At 70.6% G+C, this 23,365-nt stretch carries 25 protein-coding genes; 13 read left to right on the top strand and 12 right to left on the bottom strand.

The genetic code is table 11. From position 1 onward, the window contains the following. Positions 1 to 88 precede the first annotated feature (88 nt). Positions 89 to 1,165 carry an amidohydrolase family protein gene (locus ACIOHC_RS26865; protein ID WP_351079015.1) on the bottom strand — a complete coding sequence of 359 codons (1,077 nt, stop codon included), beginning with the start codon at positions 1,163 to 1,165 and terminating at the stop codon, positions 89 to 91. A 134-nt stretch (positions 1,166 to 1,299) separates the two neighbouring features. Between ACIOHC_RS26865 and ACIOHC_RS26860 the strand changes: the two genes are divergently transcribed. From ACIOHC_RS26860 to ACIOHC_RS26835, 6 genes are all read left to right on the top strand, one after another. Continuing rightward, positions 1,300 to 2,406: an aminotransferase class V-fold PLP-dependent enzyme gene (locus ACIOHC_RS26860; RefSeq protein ID WP_351078952.1), complete on the top strand. Its 1,107-nt coding sequence runs from the start codon at positions 1,300 to 1,302 to the stop codon at positions 2,404 to 2,406. A gap of 405 nt (positions 2,407 to 2,811) precedes the next feature. Further along, complete coding sequence (ectA, locus tag ACIOHC_RS26855) at positions 2,812 to 3,276, top strand: diaminobutyrate acetyltransferase (RefSeq protein ID WP_365692013.1); 465 nt, start codon at positions 2,812 to 2,814, stop codon at positions 3,274 to 3,276. 131 nt (positions 3,277 to 3,407) lie between these two features. Then, positions 3,408 to 4,676 (top strand): diaminobutyrate--2-oxoglutarate transaminase, encoded by a 1,269-nt coding sequence (gene ectB / locus ACIOHC_RS26850; protein ID WP_351078948.1) that lies wholly within the window; start codon positions 3,408 to 3,410, stop codon positions 4,674 to 4,676. Between the two features lie 77 nt (positions 4,677 to 4,753). Then, positions 4,754 to 5,152 (top strand): ectoine synthase, encoded by a 399-nt coding sequence (locus ACIOHC_RS26845; protein ID WP_351078947.1) that lies wholly within the window; start codon positions 4,754 to 4,756, stop codon positions 5,150 to 5,152. 3 nt (positions 5,153 to 5,155) lie between these two features. Next, on the top strand, positions 5,156 to 6,049 hold the full coding sequence (gene thpD, locus ACIOHC_RS26840) for an ectoine hydroxylase (protein WP_351078944.1): 894 nt from the start codon (positions 5,156 to 5,158) through the stop codon (positions 6,047 to 6,049). A 100-nt stretch (positions 6,050 to 6,149) separates the two neighbouring features. Beyond that, positions 6,150 to 7,175, top strand: a complete 1,026-nt coding sequence (locus tag ACIOHC_RS26835; protein WP_351078943.1) for a VOC family protein — start codon at positions 6,150 to 6,152, stop codon at positions 7,173 to 7,175. A 124-nt stretch (positions 7,176 to 7,299) separates the two neighbouring features. Here the strand turns inward: ACIOHC_RS26835 and ACIOHC_RS26830 are convergent, their stop codons facing one another. Continuing rightward, positions 7,300 to 8,376, bottom strand: a complete 1,077-nt coding sequence (locus tag ACIOHC_RS26830; protein ID WP_351078940.1) for an alkene reductase — start codon at positions 8,374 to 8,376, stop codon at positions 7,300 to 7,302. Between the two features lie 168 nt (positions 8,377 to 8,544). Here ACIOHC_RS26830 and ACIOHC_RS26825 point away from each other — a divergent pair, with 168 nt between their 5' ends. After that, positions 8,545 to 9,030 carry a MarR family winged helix-turn-helix transcriptional regulator gene (locus ACIOHC_RS26825; RefSeq protein WP_351078937.1) on the top strand — a complete coding sequence of 162 codons (486 nt, stop codon included), beginning with the start codon at positions 8,545 to 8,547 and terminating at the stop codon, positions 9,028 to 9,030. Positions 9,031 to 9,051: 21 nt separating this feature from the next. Here ACIOHC_RS26825 and ACIOHC_RS26820 read toward each other — a convergent pair whose 3' ends face one another. The 6 genes from ACIOHC_RS26820 to ACIOHC_RS26795 all read right to left on the bottom strand — a co-directional run bounded on the left by ACIOHC_RS26820 (position 9,052) and on the right by ACIOHC_RS26795 (position 14,501). Further along, on the bottom strand, positions 9,052 to 10,113 hold the full coding sequence (locus ACIOHC_RS26820) for an aminotransferase class V-fold PLP-dependent enzyme (protein WP_401844264.1): 1,062 nt from the start codon (positions 10,111 to 10,113) through the stop codon (positions 9,052 to 9,054). 240 nt (positions 10,114 to 10,353) lie between these two features. Further along, on the bottom strand, positions 10,354 to 11,070 hold the full coding sequence (locus tag ACIOHC_RS26815; RefSeq protein WP_365691968.1) for a DsbA family oxidoreductase: 717 nt from the start codon (positions 11,068 to 11,070) through the stop codon (positions 10,354 to 10,356). Positions 11,071 to 11,161: 91 nt separating this feature from the next. Beyond that, positions 11,162 to 11,377, bottom strand: coding sequence for a hypothetical protein (locus ACIOHC_RS26810; protein ID WP_351078929.1), 216 nt, complete (start codon positions 11,375 to 11,377; stop codon positions 11,162 to 11,164). A gap of 44 nt (positions 11,378 to 11,421) precedes the next feature. Further along, positions 11,422 to 12,960 (bottom strand): alpha/beta hydrolase, encoded by a 1,539-nt coding sequence (locus tag ACIOHC_RS26805; RefSeq protein ID WP_389637894.1) that lies wholly within the window; start codon positions 12,958 to 12,960, stop codon positions 11,422 to 11,424. Between the two features lie 276 nt (positions 12,961 to 13,236). Beyond that, a complete protein-coding gene (locus ACIOHC_RS26800) occupies positions 13,237 to 13,911 on the bottom strand; it encodes a 3'-5' exonuclease (protein WP_351078924.1) in 675 nt (224 codons plus the stop codon). 131 nt (positions 13,912 to 14,042) lie between these two features. Continuing rightward, positions 14,043 to 14,501, bottom strand: a complete 459-nt coding sequence (locus ACIOHC_RS26795) for an ATP-binding protein (protein WP_351078922.1) — start codon at positions 14,499 to 14,501, stop codon at positions 14,043 to 14,045. Between the two features lie 151 nt (positions 14,502 to 14,652). Between ACIOHC_RS26795 and ACIOHC_RS26790 the strand changes: the two genes are divergently transcribed. The 3 genes from ACIOHC_RS26790 (at position 14,653) to ACIOHC_RS26780 (ending at position 16,387) form a co-directional block, all read left to right on the top strand. Further along, entirely contained in the window at positions 14,653 to 15,510 is an 858-nt protein-coding gene (locus tag ACIOHC_RS26790) for a helix-turn-helix transcriptional regulator (protein WP_351078920.1), read from the top strand. Continuing rightward, positions 15,507 to 15,713, top strand: a complete 207-nt coding sequence (locus ACIOHC_RS26785) for a DUF397 domain-containing protein (protein ID WP_351078917.1) — start codon at positions 15,507 to 15,509, stop codon at positions 15,711 to 15,713. The genes ACIOHC_RS26790 and ACIOHC_RS26785 overlap by 4 nt, the downstream gene beginning before the upstream one ends. Before the next feature lie 113 nt (positions 15,714 to 15,826). Beyond that, the gene (locus tag ACIOHC_RS26780; RefSeq protein WP_351078915.1) at positions 15,827 to 16,387 is read left to right on the top strand and encodes a GNAT family N-acetyltransferase; all 561 of its coding nucleotides are present in this window, start codon (positions 15,827 to 15,829) and stop codon (positions 16,385 to 16,387) included. Between the two features lie 52 nt (positions 16,388 to 16,439). Here the strand turns inward: ACIOHC_RS26780 and ACIOHC_RS26775 are convergent, their stop codons facing one another. The 4 genes from ACIOHC_RS26775 to ACIOHC_RS26760 form a co-directional block, all read right to left on the bottom strand. Further along, positions 16,440 to 17,393 (bottom strand): immunity 49 family protein, encoded by a 954-nt coding sequence (locus ACIOHC_RS26775; RefSeq protein WP_365691978.1) that lies wholly within the window; start codon positions 17,391 to 17,393, stop codon positions 16,440 to 16,442. A gap of 218 nt (positions 17,394 to 17,611) precedes the next feature. Continuing rightward, positions 17,612 to 17,983, bottom strand: a complete 372-nt coding sequence (locus ACIOHC_RS26770; protein ID WP_389637890.1) for a hypothetical protein — start codon at positions 17,981 to 17,983, stop codon at positions 17,612 to 17,614. Positions 17,984 to 18,091: 108 nt separating this feature from the next. Continuing rightward, complete coding sequence (locus tag ACIOHC_RS26765; RefSeq protein WP_351078910.1) at positions 18,092 to 18,703, bottom strand: DUF1349 domain-containing protein; 612 nt, start codon at positions 18,701 to 18,703, stop codon at positions 18,092 to 18,094. Next, the gene (locus ACIOHC_RS26760) at positions 18,700 to 20,220 is read right to left on the bottom strand and encodes an aldehyde dehydrogenase (NADP(+)) (RefSeq protein ID WP_389637888.1); all 1,521 of its coding nucleotides are present in this window, start codon (positions 20,218 to 20,220) and stop codon (positions 18,700 to 18,702) included. The genes ACIOHC_RS26765 and ACIOHC_RS26760 overlap by 4 nt, the downstream gene beginning before the upstream one ends. Positions 20,221 to 20,392: 172 nt before the next feature. Here ACIOHC_RS26760 and ACIOHC_RS26755 point away from each other — a divergent pair, with 172 nt between their 5' ends. The 3 genes from ACIOHC_RS26755 (at position 20,393) to ACIOHC_RS26745 (ending at position 23,273) form a co-directional block, all read left to right on the top strand. Further along, entirely contained in the window at positions 20,393 to 21,163 is a 771-nt protein-coding gene (locus ACIOHC_RS26755; protein ID WP_351078905.1) for an IclR family transcriptional regulator, read from the top strand. A gap of 3 nt (positions 21,164 to 21,166) precedes the next feature. Next, entirely contained in the window at positions 21,167 to 21,640 is a 474-nt protein-coding gene (locus ACIOHC_RS26750) for a GNAT family N-acetyltransferase (protein ID WP_351078903.1), read from the top strand. A 181-nt stretch (positions 21,641 to 21,821) separates the two neighbouring features. After that, positions 21,822 to 23,273, top strand: a complete 1,452-nt coding sequence (locus tag ACIOHC_RS26745) for a penicillin-binding transpeptidase domain-containing protein (protein ID WP_351078901.1) — start codon at positions 21,822 to 21,824, stop codon at positions 23,271 to 23,273. Positions 23,274 to 23,365: the final 92 nt, after the last annotated feature.

The raw sequence follows: 23,365 nt of genomic DNA, 5'->3' as shown, positions 1-23,365 counted from the left end.
CGCGAAAATGGTTCAACGACAGGGCAGGGACGCGGTAACTGCCCGTCAACGCGATGCCCCGGCCCGGAGCGGCCCCGCGAACCACTGCTCAGCCGATCACCCGCCCGTTCAGCACCACCCGTCGCGGCGCCGCCAGTACCCGTACGTCCGCCCGCGGATCCTCGTCGTACACCACCAGGTCCGCCGGGGCGCCCTCCTCCAGCACCGGCCGCCCGAGCCACCGACGCGCGCCCCAGGTGGTCGCGGACAACGCGTCCAGGGCCGGGATGCCCGCCTTCACCAGCTCGGCGACCTCGTCCGCCACCAGCCCGTGGGCGAGCACCCCGCCCGCGTCGGTGCCGACGAAGACCGGAATCCCGGCGTCGTACGCGGCGCGCACGGTGTCGTAGCGCCGCTCGTGCAGCCGCCGCATATGGGCCGACCAGCGGGGGAACTTGGCGTCGCCGTTCGCCGCGAGCGAGGGGAACGTGGCGATGTTCACCAGGGTCGGGACGATCGCGACACCGCGTTCGGCGAAGAGCGGAATGGTCTCCTCGGTGAGCCCGGTGGCGTGCTCGATGCAGTCGATCCCGGCCTCGACGAGATCGCGCAGCGAGTCCTCGGCGAAGCAGTGCGCGGTGACCCGGGCACCGAGCCGGTGCGCCTCGGCGATGGCCGCCTCGACCGCCTCACGCGGCCAGAGGGCGGTCAGGTCACCCACCTCCCGGTCGATCCAGTCGCCGACCAGCTTCACCCAGCCGTCGCCCCGGCGCGCCTCCTGCGCGACGTACGCGACCAGTTCGTCGGGCTCGATCTCGTGGGCGTAGTTCCGGGTGTACCTGCGGGGCCTGGCGATGTGACGGCCGGCCCTGATGATCTTCGGCAGGTCCTCCCGGTCGTCGATCCACCGGGTGTCGGCGGGCGAACCCGCGTCCCGCAGCAGCAGCGCGCCCGCCTCCCGGTCGGCCAGGGCCTGCTTCTCGCTGGTGGCCGCGTCGACGGCGCCGTGATGGTCGAGCCCGACGTGGCAGTGCGCGTCGACCAGGCCCGGCAGCGCCCAGCCGGTGACGGTCACCGCGTCGTCCGCGCCGGCCGGCCTCCCGTACGAGATCCGTCCGTCGACGGCCCAGAGCTCGTCCCGGACGTCCTCGGGACCGACGAGCACCCGCCCCTTCACGTGCAGCACCCGCGGTGCCGTGTGATCACTCATGAGCAGCACTGTAACGAGGCGGGGTGCGGCCCCCTGGGTACGCTTCGACGGAAACCCCGTCCGTACGCGGCACCCGCGCCGCGCCGACCCGATCCGAAGAGAGCACCACCGTGACGCACCCCTTCCTCGACCTCGCCCCGCTCACCGCCGCGCACTTCGCGGCCATCGAGAAGCGGGTGGCCGGCCTCCTCGCCACCGAGCAGGACGTCGTCATCATGCAGGGCGAGGCGCTGCTCCCCCTCGAAGGCTGCATCCGGGGCGGCGCCCGGCCCGGCTCGACCGCGCTGAACGTCGTCACCGGCCCGTACGGGCAGACCTTCGGGAACTGGCTGCGGGACTGCGGTGCCAACGTGGTCGATCTGGCGGTTCCGTTCCACACGGCGGTCACCGCCGACCAGGTCGCGCGGGCGCTGGCCGAGCACCCGGAGATCGACTTCGTCTCCCTGGTGCACGCCGAGGCGGCGACGGGCAACACCAATCCGGTCGCCGAGATCGGTGAGGCGGTCCGTTCGCACGGGGCCCTGTTCATGCTGGACGCCGTCGCCTCGGTGGGCGCCGAGCCGCTGCTGCCGGACGTGTGGGGCGTCGACCTCTGCGTGATCGGCGCGCAGAAGGCGATGGGCGGCCCGGCCGGGGTCTCGGCGGTGTCGGTGAGCGAACGGGCCTGGGAGCGGATCGCCGCCAACCCCGAGGCCCCGCGCCGCTCGTACCTCTCGCTCCTGGACTGGAAGGAGCGCTGGATCGACGGCGGCCGCAAGGCGCTGCTGCACGCCCCCGCCCAGCTGGAGATGCTGGCCCTGGAGGCCTGTGTGGAGCGGATCGAGACCGAGGGCCTGGACGCGCTGATGGCCCGGCACGCCTCGGCCGCCGCGGCGACCCGTGCCGGTGCGTTGGCTCTCGGCGGCGGGCTGTCGCCGTATGTGCACGAGGCGAAGGAGGCGGCACCGGTCGCGACCACGCTGCGTGCCCCCGCGGGGGTCGACGCCGCGGAACTGGTCGCGCGGGCGCTCGCGGCCGACCCGTCGCTGCCGCTGATCGCGGGGGGCGGGGCGCTGTCCAAGGAGATGATCCGGGTCAATCACTACGGTGTGGATGCGACGCGGGGCGCGGTGCGGTCCTCGCTCGCGGCTCTGGGGGCGGCGCTGGCCGATGCGGGCCGGCAGGTCGACTTCGAAGCTGCCCGCAAAGCCGTTTCGGAAACCTGGCCGAGCGAGTAGATCCACTCCGGGACATCAATATTCCACAAATGCGGGGAGCTGCTTTATTCAGAGCAGCTCCCCGCATTCTTCTGCCCGCTTTCCCGATTCCTAAACACCCGAGTTTTCCGGCGTTCGCCTCGGGACCGATCCACGCAATTCCGTTGCGTCACCCGAGAGTTACGACCTTGTGACCGACTCCACAGCGCGACCGTTATGCCGGATAAATAGACGCCAAAACGGTAGAAAGCGCAGCCGGATCGCACCGGCGTACGCGCCCGCGTGATAACACGACGGATCGTCCCGCCCAACCCCTTGCTTCGATGCAATTTGACAATTTGCTGGGTAAATTCAATTCACATGACCGCCGCACCAGCAGATTTTGCAAGTGCCCGAAGCGAATTTCTCACCATCGACACCCCACGAGTGGAGGACGGGGCCGCGATCTGGCGCATCGCCCGCGACTCCGAGGTCCTGGACCTCAACTCCTCGTACAGCTACCTGCTGTGGTGCCGCGACTTCGCGGAGACCTCCGTGGTCGCCCGCGACGAGACCGGCGAACCCATCGCCTTCGTGACGGGATACCTCCGGCCGGACCGCCCCGGGACGCTCGTCGTCTGGCAGGTGGCCGTCGACCACGGCCGCCGCGGGACCGGACTGGCGGGAAAGCTGCTGGACGCACTGACCTCGCGGGTCGCCGCCGCCCAGGGGCTGGCCTCGGTCGAGACGACCGTCACCCCGGACAACACCGCGTCGGACCGGCTGTTCACCTCCTACGCGCAGCGCCACGACGTCGCCCTGGAACGCGAAGTGCTCTTCGAGGGCGAACTGTTCCCCGAGGGAACGCATCTGCCGGAAGTGCTGTACCGCATCGGCCCGTTCCACACCTGAGCGCGTCCGCCGTTCCGTCTCCGGGCGCGTCGGCCGCCACCGTGTCCGCCCGCCCCGGCCGCTCCGTTCCCGAGCACCCCCGCACCCCTGCACCGTCGTCCGTCACACCCCCCTCAAGCAGGAGATTCCCTGTGACCATCACCCCGCCCGCACTGAGTGTCTTCGAGACCCTGGAGTCGGAGGTACGGAGCTACTGCCGCGGCTGGCCCGCGGTGTTCGACCGTGCGCAGGGCTCCCGTCTGACCGACGAGGACGGCCACGGCTACCTCGACTTCTTCGCCGGCGCGGGCTCTCTCAACTACGGCCACAACAACCCCGTGCTGAAACGCGCACTGATCGACTACATCGAGCGCGACGGCATCACCCACGGCCTCGACATGGCCACCACCGCCAAGCGCGCCTTCCTGGAGTCCTTCCAGAACAACGTGCTGCGCCCGCGCGACCTCCCGTACAAGGTGATGTTCCCCGGCCCGACCGGCACCAACGCCGTCGAGGCGGCTCTGAAGCTGGCCCGCAAGGTGAAGGGGCGCGAGTCGATCGTCTCGTTCACCAACGCCTTCCACGGCATGTCGCTGGGCTCGCTGGCCGTCACCGGCAACGCCTTCAAACGGGCCGGGGCAGGTATCCCGCTGGTGCACGGCACCCCGATGCCCTTCGACAACTACCTCGACGGCAGAGTGCCCGACTTCCTCTGGTTCGAACGGCTCCTGGAGGACCAGGGGTCCGGTCTCAACAAGCCCGCCGCCGTGATCGTCGAGACGGTGCAGGGCGAGGGCGGCATCAATGTGGCGCGCCCCGAGTGGCTGCGGGCGCTCGCCGATCTGTGCCACCGCCGCGACATGCTCCTGATTGTCGACGACATCCAGATGGGCTGCGGGCGCACAGGGGCGTTCTTCTCGTTCGAGGAGGCCGGTGTCACCCCCGACATCGTCACCCTGTCGAAGTCCATCAGCGGCTACGGACTGCCCATGTCGCTCTGCCTGTTCAAGCCGGAGCTGGACATCTGGGGACCGGGCGAGCACAACGGCACCTTCCGCGGCAACAACCCGGCGTTCGTCACGGCCGCCGCCGCGCTGGACGCCTACTGGGCGGACGGGCAGATGGAGAAGCAGACCCTGACCAGGGGCGAGCAGATCGAGCAGGCGCTGCTCGCGATCTGCGACGAACACACCCGGCTGGGCGCGCGGTTCCGGGGCCGCGGCCTGGTCTGGGGCGTGGAGTTCACCGACACGTCGCGCGCCGCCGCCATCTGCGCCCGCGCCTTCGAGCTGGGTCTCCTGGTCGAGACCTCCGGTCCGCGGAGCGAGGTCGTGAAGCTGCTGCCGCCGCTTACCACCACTCCCGAGGAGCTGGACGAGGGCCTGCGGACGCTGGCCCGCGCGGTCCGCGAGACCACCTGACCACCTGTCCGGGCCCTCCCGTCCCGGACAGGTACGAACCACGAGCACCGCCACAGAGAGAAAGGCACCGACCCACCGTGATCGTCCGATCGTTCAGTGACATCGAGAACACCGACCGGCATGTGAAGGCCGCTTCCGGAACCTGGGAGAGCAAGCGCATCGTGCTCGCCCAGGAGAAGGTGGGCTTCTCGCTCCACGAGACCACGATGTACGCGGGCACCGAGACGTCGATGTGGTACGCGAACCACATCGAGGCCGTGCTGTGCGTCGAGGGCGAGGCCGAGCTCACCAATGACGAGACCGGCGAGAAGCACTGGATCACCCCCGGCACGATGTACCTGCTGGACGGCCATGAGCACCACACCATGCGGCCGAAGACCGACTTCCGCTGCGTCTGCGTCTTCAACCCTCCGGTCACCGGACGGGAGGAACACGACGAGAACGGTGTCTATCCCCTGCTGACCGAGGAGGGCTGAACCATGACCACCGATGTACGCGCCGATCTGTACCCCACACGCGGTGCGGCCGAGATGACCACTCCCCGCCAGGACCCGGTCATCTGGTCCCCGCCCGGAGCCCCGGGGCCGGTTTCCGTGAAGGACCTGCAGGGCTTCGAGCGCGACGGGTTCCTCACCGTCGACCAGTTGATCACGCCGGACGAGGTCGCCGTCCACCACGCCGAACTGGAGCGGCTGATCGCCGATCCGGCGGTGCGGGCCGACGAGCGCTCGATCGTGGAGCCGAAGTCGCAGAAGGTGCGGTCGGTCTTCGACGTCCACCGGATCAGCGAGGTCTTCGCCCGGCTGGTCGGCGACGAGCGCGTGGTGGGCCGGGCCCGGCAGATCCTCGGCTCGGACGTGTACGTCCACCAGTCCCGGATCAACGTCAAGCCCGGCTTCGGTGCTTCGGGCTTCTACTGGCACTCGGACTTCGAGACCTGGCACGCCGAGGACGGTCTGCCGAACATGCGGGCGGTGTCCGTGTCGATCGCTCTGACCGAGAACCACGACACCAACGGCGGGCTGATGATCATGCCCGGTTCGCACAAGTCGTTCCTCGGCTGTGCGGGCGGGACGCCGAAGGACAACTACAAGAAGTCCCTGAAGATGCAGGACGCCGGCACCCCGTCCGACGAGGCGCTGACGAAGCTGGCGGACCGGCACGGCATCAAGCTCTTCACGGGCAGGCCGGGTTCGGCCACCTGGTTCGACTGCAACTGCATGCACGGCTCGGGGGACAACATCACCCCCTATCCGCGCAGCAATGTCTTCATCGTCTTCAACAGCGTGGAGAACGCCGCCGAGGAGCCTTTCGCGGCTCCGGCGCGGCGTCCGGAGTTCATCGGGGCGCGGGACTTCACGCCGGTGAGGTGAGGTGAGGGCTGGAGCGGGGTGGGGCGGCGCCCGTCGCCCCACCCCGCTCCGCTCCGAACTCGGTGGACCGCGGCGGCTGCCTGCGGCAAGAGTGGGGCCCATGACTTCACTCGTCCGTCACATCACGATCGACTGCGCCGACGCCTACGAGCTCGCCGGCTTCTGGTCCCGCGTACTCGATGCCCCGCTCTCCGACGAGGACGCCCCCGGCGATCCCGAGGCTCTCGTGGAGGCTCCCGGCGCCGCGCTGCTGTTCATCACCGTGCCGGAGCCCAAGGGCACCAAGAACCGTCTGCACCTGGACATACAGCCGCAGGACCGCACCCGCGACGAGGAGGTGGAGCGGCTGCTGGGCCTGGGCGCCGCTCTTGTGGCCGACCACCGCAAGCCCGACGGCCGGGGCTGGGCGACGCTGGCCGACCCGGAGGGCAACGAGTTCTGCGTCGAGTGCAGCGCGGCGGAGCGGGCGTCGCTCACCGGAACCCGGCTGCCGGTCACCGCGGACGACGTGACCACCGCGGTCCGTCTCGCGGTCGACGCGCTCCGGGAGTCCCCGGTGGACGACTGGCTGGTCCCGGCCGGGTCGTTGGAGTGGAACTGCTGGGAGACCGCGGAGCACCTGAGCGACGACCTCTTCTCCTACGCCACCCAGCTGGGCCCGCGGCGGCCGGCGCTGGACGCGTACATGCCGTACCGCTGGGGCGCCACTCGCGAGGGCGGTCCGGCGAACGCGGTCTTCGCGGACCCGTCGGCCGGACCGGCCGGACTGCTCCAGACGCTGGAGGCGAACGGCGCGCTGCTCACGGCGATGGTGCGGACGGCCTCGCCGGAGGTCCGCTCGTACCACTCCTACGGGGTGTCCGACCCGGAGGGCTTCGCCGCCATGGGCATCGTGGAGACCCTGGTGCACACGCAGGACCTCGCCGCGAGCCTGGACATCGCCTGGGCACCGCCCGCCGACCTCTGCGACCGGGTGCTGGCCCGGCTGTTCCCGGACGCGCCGAAGGACGCCGACCGGTGGGCCGTCCTGCTCTGGGCCACCGGCCGCGCCGAGCTGCCCGGCCGGCCGCGGGTCACGTCGTGGAAGTGGCACAGCGCGCCGCTGGACGAGCCCGGCCGGGAGTGACGGGAGCCCGGGGCGGCCTGGACGGCCGCCCCGGGACCTCTCGTCGGGATCGTGCCCGGCTCGCGTGCGCCGTCTCCCCGATCCGGCCCGACCCGGTCGAAGGGTCCTGGAGCGCCTCCCGGCCTCAGGACCGATCGGCGTCCAGGGACGGGTAGTCGATGTACCCCTTCGCGTCCCCGCCGAAGAAGGTCGACGGGTCCGGGGTGTTGAACGGGCCGCCGGCCTTCAGTCGGGCGGGCAGGTCCGGGTTGGCGATGAACAGGGCGCCGTAGGAGATGATGTCGGCGATCCCGTCGTCGATCACCGAGTGGTCGTCCGGCCCGGTCGGCCCGTCCGTCAGCACGTTGAGAATGAACGTGCCGGAGAACTGCTTGCGCAGCGCGAGGGTCAGCTCGCGGATCTCCGCCGCCTCCAGGACGTGCAGATAGGCGAGGCCGAGCGGCTCGATCTCCCGCACCAGCGCGGTGTAGACGGAGTCCAGCACGGGCTCGTCGATGTCGTTGTACGTGTTTCCGGGCGAGATGCGCAGCCCGGTCCGCTCCGCGCCGATCTCGGCGGCGACGGCCTTGACCACCTCGACGGCGAACCGGATGCGGGCCTCCTCGGAGCCGCCCCACTCGTCGTCGCGCAGGTTGGTGTTGGGCGAGAGGAACTGGTGGATGAGGTAGCCGTTGGCGCCGTGCAGCTCGACCCCGTCGAAGCCGGCGTCGATCGCGTTGCGGGCGGCCGTCGCGTAGTCGCCGATGGTCTGCCGCACTTCGTCGCCGGTCAGCTCGCGCGGGGTGGTGAAGTCCTCCAGTCCCGCGCCGGTGTAGAGCTGACCGGCGGGCTTGACCGCGGAGGCGCTGACCGGGGTGAGTCCGTCCGGCAGCAGGACCGGGTGGCCGATCCGGCCCGCATGCATGAGCTGGGCGAAGATCCGGCCGCCCGCCGCGTGCACCGCGTCGGTGACCTTGCGCCAGGACGCGATCTGCTCCGCGCTGTGCAGTCCCGGGGTGTCGGGGTAGCCCTGCCCCACCACCGACGGCTGGATGCCCTCCGTGATGATCAGGCCCGCCGACGCGCGCTGGGCGTAGTACTCGACGACGAGATCCGTGGCGGTACCGCCCTCACCGGCCCGGCTGCGGGTCATCGGAGCCATCGCTATGCGGTTGGTGAGCTGGGTGCCGGACAGGTCGATCGGGTCGAAAGCGGTGGTCATGAGAGCTCCCAGAAAATTATATGGTCGGCCAACTATTTTCCGTGTGCGTCACTGTAGCCCATTAATTGGCCGACCAAGGTAAAGTTCGCAGAAAGCGCCCGGATCCGCGCTTCCGGCCCGCCCCGCACCGCCGGGAGCGTCGGCCCGGCACCATCCCGAGGAGTACCGATGAAGGCCGATCCCGCCTGTACCGACCTGCCGAGCGCCGCCCTCGGCGGTCCCGTCAGCCATGCCGTCTCACGGGTCGCCCGGCTGCACCGGATCGCCGCGGGCAAACTGCTCAAGGGGCTCGGGCTCTACCCCGGCCAGGAGTTCCTGATGATGTACCTGTGGGACGCGGGTGCGGTGCGCCAGTCCGAGCTGATCAAGGCCGTGGACCTCGACCCGTCCACCGTCACCAAGATGCTCCAGCGCCTCGAACAGACCGGGCACGTCCGCCGCTGCCCCGACCCGGACGACCGCCGGGCCGTCCTGGTCGAGGCCACCGACGACAGCTGTGCGCTGCACACCGCCGTCCAGCGGGCCTGGACGAATCTGGAGGAGCACACCCTCGCCGGACTGGACACGGCCGAGCGCGAGGAGTTGGCGCGGCTGCTCGGCAAGGTCGAGGCGAACCTCTGCCAGGAGACCGCGGACTGCCCCGAGCGCCGCTGATCCCCCGGCATCCGGGCGGGCTCAGCCCGAGAGCACGTCCAGGGCCCGGTCGACATCCGCCTCCGTGTTGTACAGGTGGAAGGCCGCGCGCAGACTCCCCGCCCGGTCCGAGGCCACCACTCCGGCCCTCGCCAGCTCCGGCGCCCGCCCGCCGAGTCCGGGCACGGCGACGATCGCCGACTCCCCCGGCACCGCCTCGTGCCCCATTCCGGCCAGTCCCGCCCGCATGCGGCCCGCGAGACCGGTGGCGTGGGCATGGACGGCGTCGATCCCGACCTCGCCCAGCAGTGCGAGCGAGCGCTCGGCGCCGTGGTACGAGAGGAAGGCGGGCGGCTCGTCGTAGCGGCGGGCGCTCGGGGCGAGCCGCCCGACCGGGCCGTACGTGCTGTTCCAGGGGTCGTCGGAGGCGACCCACGCGGCGAAGACGGTCGGCAGGCTGCGCTGGGCCTCCTCGGTGACGGTGAGGAACGACACGCCCCGCGGACAGAGCAGGAACTTGAAGCCGCCGGTGACCGTGTAGTCGTACGCCCCGGCGTCCAGCGGAAGCCAGCCGGCCGACTGGGTGGCGTCGAGCAGTGTCCGGGCGCCGTGGGCGGCGGCCGCTTCGCGTACCGCGTCCAGATCGGCGATCCGGCCGTCGGCGGACTGCACGGAGGAGAAGGCGACCAGCGCGGTGCCGGGCCGTACCGCTTCGGCCAGCCCGTCCAGCGGGACATAGCGCATCCTGAGATCGCCGCGCACCGCGAACGGACTGACGACGGAGCTGAACTCCCCCTCGGGCGCCACGACTTCGGACCCCGGCGGCAGCGAGGCCGCGATCAGCCCGACGTGTACGGAGACCGAGCTGCCGGTGGCGACCCGGTCGGCGTCGACTCCGGCGAGGCCGGCGAACCCGGCACGGGCGGCGTCCACCGCCTCGAAGTCACCGGAACCGTTCCTGCGCCCCGTGGCGAGCGCCCCGGCGAGCGCCCCGACCGCCGCCACCGTGCGCCGGGGCAGCAGCCCGCAGCTGGAGGTGTTGAGGTAGGTGGTCTCCGGTGCGAACTCGTCGTCCACCGCACGGCTGAGCGAAGTAGTCTCCATGAGCCCAGCCTGGAGCCCCCTTGATCCATCGTCAATCACCACAAAACAAGGGGTGCACCCAAGTAATGCTTATGCGTGCGGCTCAGGACGGACCGTCGGGCGTCGCGCCGGCGTACGGGCCGCGCAGGCGACGCCACCGCCCGCCCACGGGGCCCTGCGGGCAACCACACGGCCCGGCTCGCGGATCCGCTCGGACGCCCCCGCCGCACCGGGCAACCGCTACCGTCTGCCCGCAGGCTCTCAGGCGCCGTTTCCCTGCGGGACCTCGCAGGCGCCATCGGCGTCGCAGGCCGCGGCGTCGCCGCCGATCACGGTCAGCGGCCGGTCCTTCCACGCCTGTTCGAGCGCCTGGGCGAAGACCTCGGCGGGCTGGCCGCCGGAGATCCCGTACCGCCGGTCGAACACGAAGAACGGCACCGCGTTCGCCCCCAGCTCGGACGCCTCGCGCTCATCGGCCCGCACCTCGGCGGCGTACGCCTCCGGGTCGGCGAGGACGGCGCGTGCCTCGTCGGCGTCGAGCCCGGCCTCGACGGCCAGCTCGACCAGCACGTCACCGTCGTAGACGGAACGCTCCTCGGCGAAGTTCGCCCGGTAGGCGAGGCCCAGCAGCTCGTCCTGACGGCCGCGGGCCTTGGCCAGGTGGAGCAGCCGGTGGATGTCGAAGGTGTTGCCGTGGTCACGGCCCTCGGTGAGGTAGCCGAGCCCTTCGGCCTGCGCGTTGGCCGCGACGTTCGCCTCCATGGCCTGCGCCTCTTCACGGGTGCGCCCGTACTTCCGCGCCAGCATGTCGATCACCTGCGCGGTGTCGCCCTTGGCGTGCCCCGGGTCGAGCTCGAAGGACCGGTGCACGACCTCGACCTCGTCGCGGTGGGCGAACCCCGCCAGGCCCTTCTCGAAGCGGGCCTTGCCTATGTAGCACCAGGGGCAGGCGATGTCGCTCCAGATCTCGACGCGCATGTCTCTTCTTCTCTCCGTGTTCTCGTCACTACGGCCGGGGCGGCACAGAGCCACCCTCCGCTCCCGATGCTCAACGCGGGAGCGGACTTCCTCATTCCCCGCCCGCGTGCGACGGCTCCCCCGCCGGGGTGCTCCGGTCGTCGAGCTCGACGACCGGGCGGTCGGCGACCACGGCCACGATGACCATCGGTGCGTCGCCGTCGCTCTGGTTGAGGGAAACCGCCACCCACCGGCCGGCCACCGGCCCCCACACCGCCAGATCACCGAGACAGTCCCGGTCGCACAGTGCCCGGTACAGCGGCGGCATGGGCTCGTCCGCGAGGTCGCGGAGATCGGCATCTCCGGCTCAGGTCACTGGCTGGCGCAGGTCAGGTCCCTCGCGGGCAGCCGGCCCGTGGTCAGGTACCGCGTGACGCCGGCGTCCGCACAGGACGGGCCGGCCACCACCACGCCGTGTCCCTCACCGCCGGCCACCGTGATCATCCGCGCACCGTGCAGCGCCCGACGCATGCCCTGCGCCATGGCCAGCGTCGCCTGCGGGTCCCACTGGTTCTGCACGATCAGCGCGTTGACGTCGTTGTTCACCACGGTGGCCGGCTCGCTTGCCGCCGACTTCCAGAACGCGCACGGCTGAATGTTGGCCCCCAGGTCGCCGGCCAGCGGGTACGTGGCTCGGTCTCGGATCACGTCCCGGCGGTACTGCTCGGGGCTGCGCGGCCAGCTGCGGGTGTCGCCGCAGAAGACGCTCCACACGACGGCGGACTGGTTGTCCGCCGGAACGTCCGCAGTGAACGCCCCCGCATCGGCGGACCGGACCGGGGCGGAGTCGGGGGCCGCCGATGCGGCCGACACCGCCGACGCGGTCGGCGCGGGCGGTCCGCCCTCGGCCGCAGCCTTCAACCCGACGATCCACGGGGTGACGCTCTCGACGTGGACGAACGCGTTGTACGCGGAACGGATGGCGCCGCCGCTGAGCGCCCCGCCCTCCGTCGGGACGGGCGTGCGGTCGGCACGGGCGATGAGCTCCCAGTACGTCTTCCGGACCTCCGCCGGAGTCGGGCCCAGCCCGTACGTGGCGTTGCGTGCGGCGGCCCACTCGGTCCACCGGGTGAAGGCGAGTTCGGCCCCGGCCGGCCATCCCCGGAACATCCCTCGCCACGCGAGCGTCGGATCGAGCGCGCTGTCGAGCACGAACCGGTCCGAGCGCTGGGGGAACATCTGCGTGTAGACGGCGCCCAGGTAGGTGCCGTACGAGTACCCGAAGTAGGAGATCTTCTTCTCTCCCAGTGCCGCCCGGACGACGTCCATGTCCCGTGCCGTGTTGCGGGTGGTGATGTGCGGCAGCACGTCCCCCGCCTTGGCCCAGCACTTGTCGGCCACCGTCCGGGCCCGGGCCACGTCCTTCGCGAACGTCCGTGCGGTGTAGGGGTGCTGGAAGGTCTGTTCGTCGTCCGTCAGGCCGCAGCCGATCGGCGCACTCTGCCCGACCCCGCGCGGGTCGAAGCCGATCAGGTCGAACCGCTCTCGTACCTCCGCCGGCAGCAGCGACTCCATCTCCGCGGGCATGGTCAGCCCCGGAACGCCCGGTCCCCCGGGATTCATCAGCAGCACGCCGTGCCGCTCCTTCGCGCTGCCCGCCTTGATCCGCGATATCGCGAGGTCGATCTTCCGGCCCCCGGGGGTGCTGTAGTCCAGCGGCACCTTGACCTTCGCGCACTCCAGGGCCGCCGGCTGGCCCGTGTCGCAGCGTGCCCAACGGAGCTTCTGCTGCGCGTACTGCTGGAGCGGATCCCCTGCCGCGAACGCCGTCACGGGGGTGAGCGCTGCCATCACGGTCGTCACCGCGCCGACCGTCAGCACGGAAATCGTTCGGGCGCCTCGCAGAGCCATGCCAGTCCTCTGTACAGAATCAGTGTCTCGGATTGCCTCCAGTCTCTGTTCGCTCCCATTCGTGCCTGTACGGCGCGGGGATGGGCTCGTGATCCAACTTGTGGAGTAGGACGACGCGCCGCCGTCCTGCTGGAGTCCTGCTCCTTGCCGTTCATCTCTCCGGGTGGGCGGCCGATCGGCCGGCTGCCGGCAGTCACGCCGTGGACCCCGGCCCGCAGCGCGGCGACGGCACGGGCGGCCGCAGCGCCGGCCTCCCTGTCTTCCGGGCTTGTCGGATCAGCGCGCGGATCCCCCGCCCCTAGGGGTTAGGGGAGGGATACCCGGCGTCGCGCGGCGAGCGAGATCCGGGAGAGAGGACCTGGACCAGGCGACTGCGGCCGTGACCGGCCAAGCCCCACGGCCCAACAGATCGAGGACGAGTGCGGCGATGTTCCACGCGTCGTCCTCGCCGCGGTGATGGCGTCCCTCAAGCGACAGTCCGGCGATCTGCAGGGCATGGTCCATGCCGGGCTTCTTGCGCAGCCCGTAGGCCGCGGCGAATACGGCCTTGGCGTTGGTGTGGGTGCGCTCCGTCGGATGGCCGAACGGGTACGCCACCCCGTCGGCCCGGCTCTGCCGAGCGAATTGCCGACGGTCGTACTCGCCCCAGCTCGCCCAGGGGCGCTCACCGGCCTCGTACTCCTCGACGAGGATCCGGCATGCCTCGGCGAAGGTGACGCCCCGTTCCACCTCGGCTTGCGTCAGTCCGGTCAGTTCGGCGCAGAAGTCGCTCACCGCCGACCGGGCGGGGCGGACCAGGACCCGGTGCCGGGACACGCGGCGCCGTTCTGACACGTCCACGACGGTGAGACCGATTTCGATGATCTCGTTCACAGAGCCGGGCGGCGGCTGTCCGTCCCAGCAGGTGGCTTCCACATCGATGACGTTCAGCAGGGCGGATCCGTGGCGCATGGGGCCGAGGGTAGGGATGCGCGCCCGGTTCCGGCACCCCAAATTCCGCATGCCCACACCGTCACCGCCAACAGCAACCTCTTCGAGCCGGACCTCAGACCTCACACCTTGATCTGAACCAGGAACACTCCCTAACGGCCATCGGGGCGCCGCACGGAGATCTCGGCCCAGACCGTCTTCCCGGACGGCGGGGACGGTCGCACGCCCCAGTCCGCGGCGAGAGCGCCGACGATGACCAGCCCCCGGCCTCCTTCGACCGCTTCCCGCTGCTCGGCGGGGAGAAGCCGTTCGCCACGCGGGTCGGTGACCTCGATCCGCAACCGGCTGGCCGGGAGGAGGGCGAGCCCGAGGCGGAATCCCCGCCCGTCCAGCCGCCCGTGCGTGACCGCGTTCGCCGCCAGTTCGGCGACGACCAGCGCGGCCGCGTCGGTGCGCTCGCCGTCACGCGGCCATCCCCACGCCGCCAGTTGTTCCACGGCAAGCAGGCGGGCAAGTCGGGCACCCCGGCGGGTGGCACTGAACAGCTGGGTGAACTGCGGTGCGGAGGCGGCCGGTTGCGGAATTTCGATCTCTACGGATTCGCTCGTCACGGCACTCAGCGTGGCCAAGCGACCGTACGCTGACCAGCAACGACAGCGGTACGTAGCGTGCGTGTACCGCTACTTGCGGCGACCGGTACCGGTTGTCCCCCGTACCGGGGCGACGAACGCGGTCGGCCCCATGGAGCGAAGGCGGGCAGCGATGGAGCTGGACGGTGCGATCGGTGACAACGACGACTCGGAGGAGGCCGCGGACCTGTTCCACGTGATCGGCAGCCAGCTCCGGCTGCTGCGCGAGCGGTCCGGGCTCACCCAGCGCGAGCTGGGCGACCGGCTCGGATACAGCGAGGACCTGATCCGTTCGCTGGAACGGGGACGCAGGACGCCGCAGCCCGAATTCCTGGACGCGGCGGACGACCTGCTGGCGGCGGGCGGCCTGCTGCGGGCGGCGAAGGAGCAGGTGGCACGGGCGAAGGCGCGGGCCCGGGTGAAGCATCCGGCGTGGTTCAAGGACTACGCGAAGCTGGAGGCGGATGCCGTCGAGCTCTCGTACTACAGCAACCACACGGTACCCGGCCTGTTCCAGACCGAGGCTCATGCTCGTGCCCTGTATGCCATGCGCAAGCCGCTACTGGACGACGACCTGATCGAGCAACGGGTCGCGGCACGCCTGGCACGGCAGGTGGTGCTGACGAAGCGACCAGTTCCGATGGTGAACTGCGTCATCGAGGAGGCTGTCCTGCGACGCCCGATCGGTGAACGGGACGTTCACAAGGAACAGCTCGACGAGCTGATCAGGCTGAGCAAGCTGCGCAACGTCGAGCTTCAGGTCATGCCCTTGGAGCACTCTGAACACGCCGGTCTGGGCGGCCCGTTCATCCTCCTCACTCCGGCGCGCAAACCCCAGGTCGGTTACCTTGAGGTGCAGAACATCAGTCGGCTGATCACCGACCCGGAGGAGGTCCGTATCCTGGCGTCACGATACGGATGCATCCGGTCCCAGGCACTCACACCGCGCAAGTCCTCGGCGCTCATCGAAAGGTTGCTGAAAGACCAATGAAGCCCGACGTCCGCGTTCAGAGGTCGACAGACAACTCGTGGTTCAAGAGCAGCTACAGCTCCAACGAGGGCGGCGAGTGCGTCGAGGTATCCGTCGCCGGACAGACGGTCCGCATCCGCGACTCCAAAGACACGACCCTCCCCCACCTCACACTCGACCGCACCGGCTGGGCACACTTCGTGCGGTACGCGGCCGGGGCCTGAGCGTCGGGACCGCCCGGTGCCGGTCGCACGACGCCGGGCGTTCATCCACGGGCCGTCGCCCGCCGACAGGAAATCCGGTGGCGGCCGGGCCCGTCCGTGGTGAAGATCGCGGCATGCCCATCTTCCTGGAGACCGACCGGCTCGTCCTGCGCGAGTTCACGACGGCCGACACCGACCACCTGGTCGCGCTGGACAGCGATCCCGAGGTCATGCGCTTCATCAACGGCGGCCGTCCCACCAGCCGTGAGGCCATCCAAGAGCGGACCCTGCCCCGGCTCCTGCTCGACCACCCCTGCTGGGGGGCCCGCGGCTACTGGGCCGCGCAGGACAGGGCCACCGGCGCCTTCCTGGGCTGGTTCGAGTTCCGGCCGCTGCGACAGGACAGCCCCGCCGTCGTCGAACTCGGCTATCGGCTGAACCGGACGGCGTGGGGGCGGGGCTGTGCCACCGAGGGATCCCGGGCCCTGATCCACAAGGGGTTCACGGAACTGGGGGTCGAGCGGGTCACGGCGAACACCATGGCCGTCAACGCCCGCTCCCGCCGCGTCATGGAGAAGTCGGGCCTGTCCTTCGTCCGGAACTTCACCGGGGACTGGCCGGAGGCGATCGAGGGTTCCGAGCACGGCGAGGTCGAATACGAACTCACCCGGACCGCGTGGGAGAAGTCTCGGTAGCCACCGGCGTTTTTTGTGGCCTCGGCCGAGTGGCCGAGGCCCTGGTCCTGTCCTACTTGGCGGTCCAAAGGCCCAGGTCGTTCACCTCGGAGTCCGCCGCCCGCTGCAGCGCCTTCGGGGAACCCAGCATGCCGTGCGGCAGATAACCGGACCGGACGCCCAGCTCCCACCCGTGCGCCTGGACCGCGAGGGCGGCCACGGCAAGGGCGCCGAGCGGCAGAAGGGTCCTGGGGGCGGGATCGGGGCCCGTACTCTCCCGGTGCTCGATGAGCCGGGCCACGAGGGCCTGCTCGAAGGCGTGCTGATCGTCGTCGAGGAGCACACGAAGGAGGCGCTGGTCCGGTGTCATGGGGCCGGCCGCGTCGAGTTGCCGGGCCGCCCCGGCGCGCTCGTCGGCGTCCGGCTTGCACAAGGTCACCGTGGGCCAGTCACGGGGCAGGTGCCCGCGGGACTCGGTCAGGTAGCCGCACAGTGCGTCCATCGCCGCGAGGTCCGCCGGATCCGACGTCGAGGTCAGCTTCGAGTACGGCACTCCCTCCCGGATCGCGGGTGCGTAGTCGTCCCGCAGCAGCAGGCCGATCACCCGCTGCCAGTCCCACACCAGGCCGCTGACCAGACACATCTCAAACGTTTCGATCCATGTCCTGGCCGTGGGGGCGTGCTCGACGATGTCGCCGAAAGCGATGTTCTCGCTGCTGAGCCCCTCGTCGATGAGCGGGAAGACGATCTCCTGGTCACCCTCGGGGAAGCAGCCGATGCTCAACACGCCCAGGGAGCATTCCGCCGCGGTCCGCAGTGCCGTGTGCGCCTGCTCGTCGAGCACCGGTTCCGCCACGGTGCGGGCGGCTATGTGGTCGAGGAGTTCGTCACGCATCTCCTGCAGCTTCTCCGGGGACGCGTCGTCGTAACGCATCCCGTGCCACCGCCCCCGGGTTCGCGGGCGGATGTCGTCGAGCGCCTGGTCCATCCGCTGTCCGCCGACCTCATGGCGCGTCACTTCCTGCACAGCTGCCGTCCTCCCGTGATCTTTCCGGCTGGACGCGGCACGCTACCAGCGGGCTCGGACATCGCCCGGTTCCGGCCACGGGATCCGAGCGTCCGCATGGGCATCGAGTGGACGGCGCCGCCCGGCTGGTCGCCCGGCCACAGGCCGCACAGCACGGCACAGGCATCCCCGCGGACGGAGCCGCCGGGGCCGGCACGGCCTGTCGGACCACTGGGAGGTCAGGCGTAACTGAGGATCAGCAATGCCGTCATGCACTGCGCCACGATGTGCAGGACCAGCAGCCAGGAGCGTGCGCGGACGAACGGCAGCCACCTTCTCGGCCACGCGACCGCCGCGATGCCGAGCACGATCGCCGCCACGAAACTCCCGGGGATCCAGCCCCGGGGGACGTTGGCGCAGTCCACGCCGTACGTCACACAGCCGGACGCCCGGGTCGTGCTCAGCACGAAGAGGCCGCAACCGATCAGCACGGGCACGAGCATGCACAGGGCGATCCAGGAGGCCGCGCGGGTATTGCGGTCCGTGCGTTCATGGTCGGCGGGTTCGGCGTCGGCCGTGCGGACCTCGGTGCAGGAGGGTGTGGCGTTCATGCCCTCCACCCAACCCTCCGCGGAGGCCGGAGGGTTGGGGGCCGGTACTCGTTTCCAGTGAGTACGTACGCTCATTCATTCGATGGCTCGAAGAATGTTCGGGAGAACTCAGCTCCCGTCGCGCAGATCCTCAAGTCCCGTCGCATGGAACGCGATCCGGTCGAATGATGCCTCGCAGCCCTCGCCCGTCGGCGACTGGACCAGGAAGCCGACCGACGCCTCGGCCGCGCGCTCCGGCTCGCCGAGGGCGAAGACACGGACGAAGGTCCACTTCTCGCCGTCGGCCGAGGCGTGGAAGGCGAACGCGTCGCCCGTGCGACTGAGGCGCAGCCAGCAGCTGTTGCCTTCCACGACGAAGGAGTTGACGTCGTCGGAGTGACCGCGGGTGACGACCGTGCAGACGGTGGGCAGGTCCGGGGAGAGTTCCAGGCAGATCTTGGCCCACTCCCGTTCCCCGACATGGAGGTAGAGGACCCCCGCGTCGAAGGCCGCGGCGAAGTCGACCTCGACCCGGGCGAGCAGCTGGAAGTCGCCCCGGGGTGCGGTGCCGAGGAGGCGGGGTGCGTCGCTCACGGAGTCCAGGGCTTCGCCGCCGGGTGGTACGAACCGGTCCTGGCGGGCTCCGGCCCGGCCGGTCAGCGTGCCGTTCTCGTACGTCCAGTCGGCCTCGGGTCCGAACGGGCTCAGCTCAAAGGGGAGTTCGGGAAGGTGCGGGGTCATGCGCGGTGGCCGTTCACTCGACGGGGCAGGTTCAGGGGGTTGTTGTCGCGGAGCTCCGGAGGGAGCAGGGCCTCGGGGGTGGTCTGGTAGGTGACCGGGCGCAGCCAGCGTTCGACGGCGGTGGCGCCGACCGAGGTGGACGTGGAGGTGGTGGCCGGGTAGGGGCCGCCGTGGTGCTGGGCGGGGGCGACGGCGACACCGGTCGGCCAGCCGTTGACGAGGACCCGGCCGGCCAGGGGCGTGAGGGCCGCGAGAAGTCCGGGGGCGTCGGCGTCGGCGTCGTCCGTGGCGATCTGGAGGGTGGCGGTGAGGTTGCCGGGGAGCCGGGAGAGGACGGCGGTGATCTCGTCCTCGGATGCGTAGCGGGCGACGACCGTGACCGGCCCGAAGCACTCCTCCAGAAGCGCGTCGTGCGGGCCCGGTGCGGCGAGCAGGTGCGCCGGCACGGTGAGGAAACCGGCCGAGACGGTGTGGTCGCCGCCCGAGCCGGGGGTGACCGGGGCCTCCACACCAGGGAGTTCGGCCCGCTCCCGTACCCCCGCGACGAAGGCGTCACGCATCCGGTGGTCGAGCAGCACCGCGGCCTCGGTGTCGCTGACGGCGTCGGTCAGCGACTTCAGCAGCCGGTCGCCCCGCTCGCCCGCCGGGGCCAGGACGAAGCCGGGCTTGGTGCAGAACTGGCCCGCCCCCATGGTCATCGAGCCGGCGAGCCCGGCGCCGATCTGCTCGCCGCGTTCAGCGGCTGCCGCCTCCGTGACGACGACGGGGTTGAGGGAGCCCAGCTCGCCGTGGAAGGGGATCGGTGCCGGACGGGCCGCCGCCGCGTCGAACAGGGCACGGCCGCCGCGTACGGAGCCGGTGAAACCGGCGGCGGCGACGAGCGGGTGCTTGATCAGTTCGACGCCTGCCTCGAAGCCGTGCACCAGGATCAGCACGTCCTCGGGCAGGCCGACCTGCGCCGCCGCCCGGCGCAGGAGGGAGGCGCACAGTTCGGAGGTGGCGGGGTGGTCGGGGTGCGCCTTGACGACGACCGGACAGCCGGCCGCCAGTGCGCTGGCGGTGTCGCCGCCGGGGACGGAGAAGGCGAGCGGGAAGTTGCTGGCCGCGTACACGGCGACGACGCCGAGCGGGATCTTGTAGCGGCGCAGGTCGGGCCAGGGCGGGGTGCGGGTGGCGTCCTCGTGGTCGATATGGATGTCGAGGAAGGCGCCCTCGTCGACGACCTCCGCGAATGCCCTCAACTGGGCTGCGGTTCGGGCGAGTTCGCCGGTGAGCCGGGCCGGTCCGAGCGCGGTCTCCGCGTCGGCGGCCTCGATGACGTGCTCCCCGGTCGCGGTGAGCAGATCGGCCGCGGCGCGCAGGAACGCGGCGCGCAGGGGGCGGTCGGCGAGCGATTCGCGTACCGCGTGGGCGGCCCGGACCGCGCGGTCGACCTCCTCGGCTGTAGCCTCCACCGCAACCTGCTCACGCGGGTTCCCGGTGCGGGGGTCGACGCTCCAGACTGGTGCTGCTGCCACCGTGATTCCTTCCGCTCCGCTGCCACACATCAGAAGTTGTTCGGTATTCTGAACAGAGTTCCCGATCGTGAATATGGGGCGACTCTATTTCCGGGCGTTCAGTGTTGGCAAGAAGTCACTGAGGTCAAGAAGTCGCAGGGTTTCGTAAGTGGGCTGGAAGGGGCGTAGGGCGATGTCGGCTGCCGAGTCTGGTGGGGCACAGGTCAAATCCGCCGTGCGGACGGTGGAACTGCTCGAATACTTCGCCGGGCGGCCCGGCATGCACTCGCTCGCGGCGGTGCAGGAGGCCGTCGGCTACCCGAAGTCGAGCCTCTACATGCTGCTGCGCACGCTGGTCGAGCTGGGCTGGGTGGAGACCGACGCGACGGGCACACGGTACGGGATCGGCGTACGCGCCCTGCTGGTCGGCACCTCGTACATCGACGGCGACGAGGTCGTCGCGGCCTCCCGCCCGACCCTGGACCGGCTCTCCGACGACACGACGGAGACCATCCACCTGGCCCGCCTCGACGGCACGAACGTGGTGTACCTCGCCACCCGGCAGTCCCAGCACTATCTGCGCCCCTTCACCCGTGTCGGCCGTCGGCTGCCCGCCCACTCCACCTCGCTCGGCAAGGCGCTCCTGGCCACCCACAGCGACGAGCAGGTCCGCAAGATGCTCCCGGAGACCCTGCCCGCGCTGACCGAACACACCATCACCGACCGCGAGAAGCTCATCGAGGAGCTGCACCTCATCCGCGAGCAGGGCTACGCGGTGGACCGCGAGGAGAACACCCTCGGTCTGCGCTGCTTCGGCGTGGCCATCCCGTACCGCACCCCCGCCCGCGACGCCATCAGCTGCTCGGTGCCGGTGGCCCGGCTCACGCCCGCGCACGAGCAGATGGTGAAGGACGCGCTGTTCGACGCGCGGGACCGGCTGACGCTGGCCACCCGCAGGCTCTGAATCATGCGAGTGGCACTGCGCGAGGTGTGCGACGGGGATCTGCCGCTGTTCTTCGCCTTCATGTCCGACCCGGAGTCGGTCAGGACGGCGGCCTTCACCAGCGAGGACCCCACCGACCGGCGTGCGTTCGACGCCCACTGGCGAAGGATCCTGGCCGACGGGTCCGTCGTGATACGGACGGTGGTCGTGGACGGCGTGGTGGTCGGCAACGCCGGGGTGTACGGACCGCCGGGCGACCGCCAGGTCACCTACTGGATCGACCGGGCGCACTGGGGCCGCGGGATCGCGACGGCCGCGCTGCGCGCGCTGCTCGACGCCGTACCGGAACGCCCGCTGCACGCACGGGCCGCGGCCGACAACACCGGTTCGCGCCGGGTGCTGGAGAAGTGCGGGTTCGCCGTCACCGGCGAGGACCACGGTTTCTCGCACGTCCGCGGCGAGGAGACCGACGAGCTGCTGTTCACCCTGCCGGGGTGACGCGGCGACGGTCCGCCCGCCACGCGGCGGAGGGGGACGCCGCCGCCGATCGGGGTCCGTGATCTCCCGGCCCCTGTGGGCACACCTCGGACACCGCCGCACCCCCCGGCCGATCATGAGGAATGGGTGAGAAACGGTACAACCGGAAACCCACGCCGCGCCCGGCTCGTCCTTTGAAGGGATGAACAAGACGATCAGGCGCACCTCGGTCTTCTGCCTGCTGCTGGTCCTCGCCCTGCTGATTCGGGCGACCTGGGTGCAGGCGTACCAGGCACGAGCGCTCGCAGACGACGACCACAACCGGCGGAAGACCATCGCGCAGTACGCGCAGCCGCTCGGCGACATCATCGTGGCCGGGAACCCGGTCACCGGATCGAAGAGGACGGTGGGCAGCGACCTCGCGTACAAGCGCACCTACACGCAGGGCGAGCTCTACGCGGCCGTCACCGGCTACAGCTCGCAGGCGTACGGCGCCACGCAGCTCGAAGGGATCTACAGCCATGTGCTGGACGGCACCGACAACCGGCTGAAGAACCCCATGGACGTGCTGACGGGCAAGCAGGCGGCCCCCGGCAACGTCCTGACCACGATCGACCCCGCCGTGCAGAAGGCGGCGTACGAGGCGCTCGGCAACGACAAGGGCGCGGCGGTCGCGATCGATCCGAAGACCGGCAGGGTCCTGGGCGTGGTCTCCACCCCCTCGTACGACCCGTCGAAGATCAGCGGGACGGGGGACGGCGACGCCTGGAAGAAGCTGCTGGACGACAAGGACAAGCCGACGGTCAACCGTGCGCTGCGGCAGCCGCTCGCGCCCGGTTCGACGTTCAAGCTGGTGGTGGCGGCCGCTGCCCTGGAGGACGGGCTGTACAGCTCGGTCGACGTGCCCACGGACAGCCCCAATCCGTACCCGCTGCCCGACACCAGCCGGAACCTGGAGAACGAGAGCGCCTCGGCCCCCTGCGAGAACGCCACACTGCGCACCGCGCTCCAGTACTCCTGCAACAACGTCTTCGGGAAGGTCGCCGTCGACCTCGGCCAGGACAAGGTCCGGGCGATGGCGGAGAAGTTCGGCTTCAACACCGACAAGCTCGACATGCCGGTGCGGGCCTCCAAGAGCATCTACCCGTCCGGCATGGACAAGCCGCAGACGGCCCTGTCGGGCATCGGCCAGTTCGAGGTCACCGCGACGCCGCTGCAGATCGCCATGGTCTCGGCCACGCTGGCCAACGGCGGCGAACTGGCGGCACCCCACATGGTGTCCGCGGTGACGGACTCCAAGGGCAACACGTTGCAGGACTTCGCGGACGGGGACACCAGGCGCGTCGTCTCGCAGTCGACCGCGGAGCAGTTGCGCAGCGCGATGGTGACCGTCGTCGAGGAGGGCACCGGCAGCAACGCCAAGATCGCCGGGGCCGAGGTGGGCGGCAAGACGGGTACCGCGCAGAACGGCGTGGGCAACAGCAAGACCCCGTACGCCTGGTTCACCTCGTACGCGAAGGACAAGTCCAGCGGCAAGGAGGTCGCGGTGGCGGTCGTCGTCGAGGACTCGGGCGCGGCCCGCGCGGAGGTCAGCGGCAACGGTCTGGCGGCGCCGATCGCCCAGAAGATGATGAAGGCGGCGCTGGCGGGCTGAGGGAGGGGCTGAAGCCCAGGTCGTGGTTCAGCATGCCGATGGTGCCGGAGTCCCACCGGGCGACCATGAGTCAACACTTCTGACCGGAGGAC

Origin of the sequence: Streptomyces sp. NPDC088252, assembly GCF_044740965.1 — a bacterium.
Taxonomy (GTDB): Bacteria; Actinomycetota; Actinomycetes; order Streptomycetales; family Streptomycetaceae; genus Streptomyces.
Note: the sequence above shows the minus strand (reverse complement) of the source record. Positions and strands in the feature narration are given on the sequence as shown.